Annotated in this window: 2 protein-coding genes; both read left to right on the top strand. The window is 26.1% G+C overall.

Features of this window, described 5'->3' with window-relative positions:
* Nucleotides 1-43 precede the first annotated feature (43 nt).
* Nucleotides 44-1,114 (top strand): metallophosphoesterase, encoded by a 1,071-nt coding sequence (locus ACR0QS_RS11795; RefSeq protein WP_432633648.1) that lies wholly within the window; start codon nt 44-46, stop codon nt 1,112-1,114.
* 32 nt (nt 1,115-1,146) lie between these two features.
* A complete protein-coding gene (locus ACR0QS_RS11790; RefSeq protein ID WP_432633647.1) occupies nt 1,147-3,321 on the top strand; it encodes an ATP-binding protein in 2,175 nt (724 codons plus the stop codon).
* Nucleotides 3,322-3,938: the final 617 nt, after the last annotated feature.

The following is a 3,938-nucleotide window of genomic DNA, read 5'->3' as shown; positions in this document are numbered from 1 at the left end:
TAAATAAACAAAATAAAAAATAAATAATTAGAGAAATTTTATTATGCCAAAAATATTAATCGCATCGGATTTGCATTTAAGCGCTTCGGAAAAATCTTATTCTTTTTCCGTGTTTGAAGAAATTTTAGAAAATGCAAAAAACTATGACGCTTTATTTTTACTCGGAGACACTTTCAATACATTCGAGGATGCGGAAAAACTTAAAGAAGAATTTTCAAAAAAATCTGAAATCTATAATAAAAATATTTATCTGCTCAAAGGAAATCATGAATATTTAAAATCTGGAGGAATAAATTTAAGCAAATTGAAATTCGCCGATAACATAAAAATAATAGAAAATGCAGATTTTATCAATATGGAAAATTTAGATATAGTCGCCATTGCCTACAATGAAAATTATAATATTGATAACGATTTTATTAAAAAAATAGAAAACCTAAAAGAAAAAAACAGAATATTTTTCGGGCATGGAATAGTCGAAGGAACTTTATGGGCGATTGAAGAAAATGAAGAATCCGCATTTATACCGATAGAAATAATTAAAAAAGTTAATCCTAATCTTGCCGTAATAGGACATATTCACAAACAGATGGAAATAAATATTGAAAACATAAATATAATATATTCTGGTTCGGCGCGAGTTTGGAGAAAAAGTAAATCGGAAACGGGAATTAGAAAATGTTTGGCTTTGAATATAGACAACAATTCTATAACTAAAAATTATATCGATTTAAAATCTGCGGGAGAATATAGAATTTACGATTTAAATGTAGCCGATATGGAATCTAAAATTGAAATTATATCTAAAAATTGGAGCGATAAAGATATAATCGATATTAATGTTTACGGAATTATCGAAGACGAAATTCAACTTGAAATAAAAAAGAAAGAAATTATAAATAAATATTTTGAATTTGTGCAAGAGATAAACATAAAAAATTCTAATTTATTTTTTCTTGAAAATGCATTAAACGAAAATATAATAAAAGAATTTTTATTTGTAGCAGATAATCTTGAATTTAAAAGCGACAGCGAGGAAGATTTAGAAATTATCGAACTTGCAAAAAGAATCGGAATTGAAAAAATTTCTTTGGCATTACAAAATAAAAAATAGAAAAATAAAAAATAAAAATTAAGCGGGAATATATGATTTTAAAATTAAATAAATTCGGAAAATTTAAAAATCAGTCTTTTAAAATATCGGACGGAATTACTTTATTTTACGGAGAAAACGAATCTGGAAAAACTACAATATTCGATTCGCTTATGTTACTATTTTCGGAAAATAAAAGAGTAAGCGCGTTTTCAAAACAAATAAAATTAAGATACGGAAACGATATAGAAATTTCTTCAGAGCCAAAAATTCCAGATAATTTAAAACTCCATCCTCAATCTTATAATAATTTATACGCGATAAGGCAGAGCGAAATAATTTTTGAAATGTCGGACAGCAAAAAAGATTCTAAAGACTGGGAAAGCGAAATAAAGAAAAAATTATTTTCTTCGGATATTGATATTGGAAAAATGGTTTCGGAAATAAAAGCCGAATATTCTGGGAAAGCTCAAAATTCGATTTTTTATAGATTAAATATTTTGGAAAATGAAAAAAATGAAATTGATAAGATATTGAATAATTTATATCATAAAATAAAAACTTCCGTTAATAAAAAAGACAATTTGAAAGAGTTGAAAGAAAATTTATTTTTGCATGAAAATATTTTAAAAGAAAAAATTGAAGAACAAAAAAAATTATATTCTTTAATGAAATCAAAAAAAGAATCGGAGACAAAAAATATAAAATTAAATCTATTAAAACAAATAAACGATTTTAATAAAGCGGACGATTTTTTAAGTAAGAATATAATTTTTAAAAACGATTATTCCAGCGAAATAAACGGAAGAACAAAAAAAATTGAAGAATTAAAAACCAATATTTCTTATATAAACGGAAAAATCGAGGCTTTGAAAAAATCGGCGGACGAAAAAGAAAAACGAAAAACTGATTACGAAAGCGTAAAAATAAGAATAGAAAACGCTTTAAAAAAAATTGAGGAATCGATTCAAAAAAATAAAAAAATTCCAAAAATAATATTTTTTATAACAGTCGCTTTTACTTCTTCTTTGCTAGCTTTATATTTCAAAAATCCTTTATGGCTTGTTATAATTCTTCCAATAATTCCTTTTATGTTTGTTAAAGAAAATCTTATTAAACAAAATAAAAATTCTAAATCTGTAAAAGAGATATTGGAAAGTTTGCCCGAATTAAATATTGAAGAAACGAATATTTTAATTTTGAAAGATATTTTAAATAAAGAACTTGCCAGAATTGAAATCATAATGACGGAAAATAATAACGAAGAAATTGAAAATTATGATTTTGAACTTGAAAATAATTTAAAAGAATTTGAAAATGAAAATAATTTGCTCTCTCGACTTTTCGATAAATTGAAAGTAAAAAATAAAGAAGAATATTATGAGATAAAATATAATTACGATTTATTACTTAAAGAAAACGAAGAAAATTATAAAAAATTAATCGCAGAAGCCAGAAGATTAGGATTTAAAAATATAGAATTGCTCGAAACGGATTGCATAAGAATATTGAAAGAACTTGACGACAAAGGAGTCAATCCTAACGATTATAACGAAATGGAAATTAAAAAAATAGAAAACGACTTAAAAAATTTTGAAGCGGAAATAAATATTTTAAAAGAAGAAATAAATAAAATAAAAAATAATATTTCGTATATCGAAGGCGAACTTAATAACTCCGATAATATTCATGCCGATATAATCAATTTTGAAAGCAAATTGGCGCAAATAAAAGAAGAAATAATTAATTTGAATAAAAGAAGAAAGGCTTTGAAATTATTGGAAGAAATGCTTTTGAATATAAATAAAAAAAATGACGATATATTTCATTCGCTTTCTAACGAGGCAAAAGTTTTATACAATCATATCACGGGAAAAAATTTATCGAACGAAGGAATAATAATGTCGGGATTCGATAAAGATAAAATTGCAGTCGAAGATAAACAAAATGAAATGCGAAATGTCGAACTTTTATCTTCCGCCACAAAGGACGCCGTTTATATAGCAATGCGTCTTTCGATACTTACGAAAATTCATCAAGCGGGAAGATTTATACTGCTTGACGACCCGTTTATAACTTTCGACAATAACCGAACAAAAGAGGCTTTATTGTTTATAAAAGAATATTCCAAAAATTATAATATTCCCGTAGTGATTTTTACGAAGGATATTTTTATAAGAGATTTTATGTCAGATTTTGAGGATATTACGATTTATGAGCTTTCTTAATATTTGAAAAGATTTAACAAAATTTTTTAATAAAAAATAAAATAAATGTTTGGTGAAATTTTATTTTAAAATTTAACTCTATTAATAGTGGATTGCTTCAGACTTTGTCCTCGCAATGACATGCGTTTTTTGTCATTCGCCGTAGGCGTCCTGTAGGGAACGAGCGATAGCCAGCGACTTGCCAACGGCACACAGAGTGAAGTCGGACAATGTCAAGTAATCCACTTTGTTTGGATTGCTTCGGCATTTTCAATGCCTCGCAATGACATGCGTTTTTCGTCATTACGAGGTTTTGACGCCGTAGGCAAAAAACCGAAGTAATCCACAAATAAAAAAGTTATTTTTTTGTTTGGATTGCCACGCTATCGCTCGCAATGACGATTAAAAAGTAAAGTTCAATGATAGTTTTTATTTTGTAATAACGATAAAATTTTTTTAGAATATTTTTAATTAAAAAATTAAAAATATTTAATTGGTTACCACCAATAAGTGAGTATGAGGAAAGAATAGTTCCTAAATTTAAGAAATTATAGAGAGGAAAAAGGGGAATGAATCCGGAAATCAGTATAATAGTTCCAGTTTATAATGTTGAAAAATATTTAAAAAGATGTATTGAT

This window comes from Brachyspira sp. (genome assembly GCF_050873525.1).
GTDB lineage: Bacteria > Spirochaetota > Brachyspiria > Brachyspirales > Brachyspiraceae > Brachyspira.
This window is presented reverse-complemented; position numbering and strand designations above follow the sequence as displayed.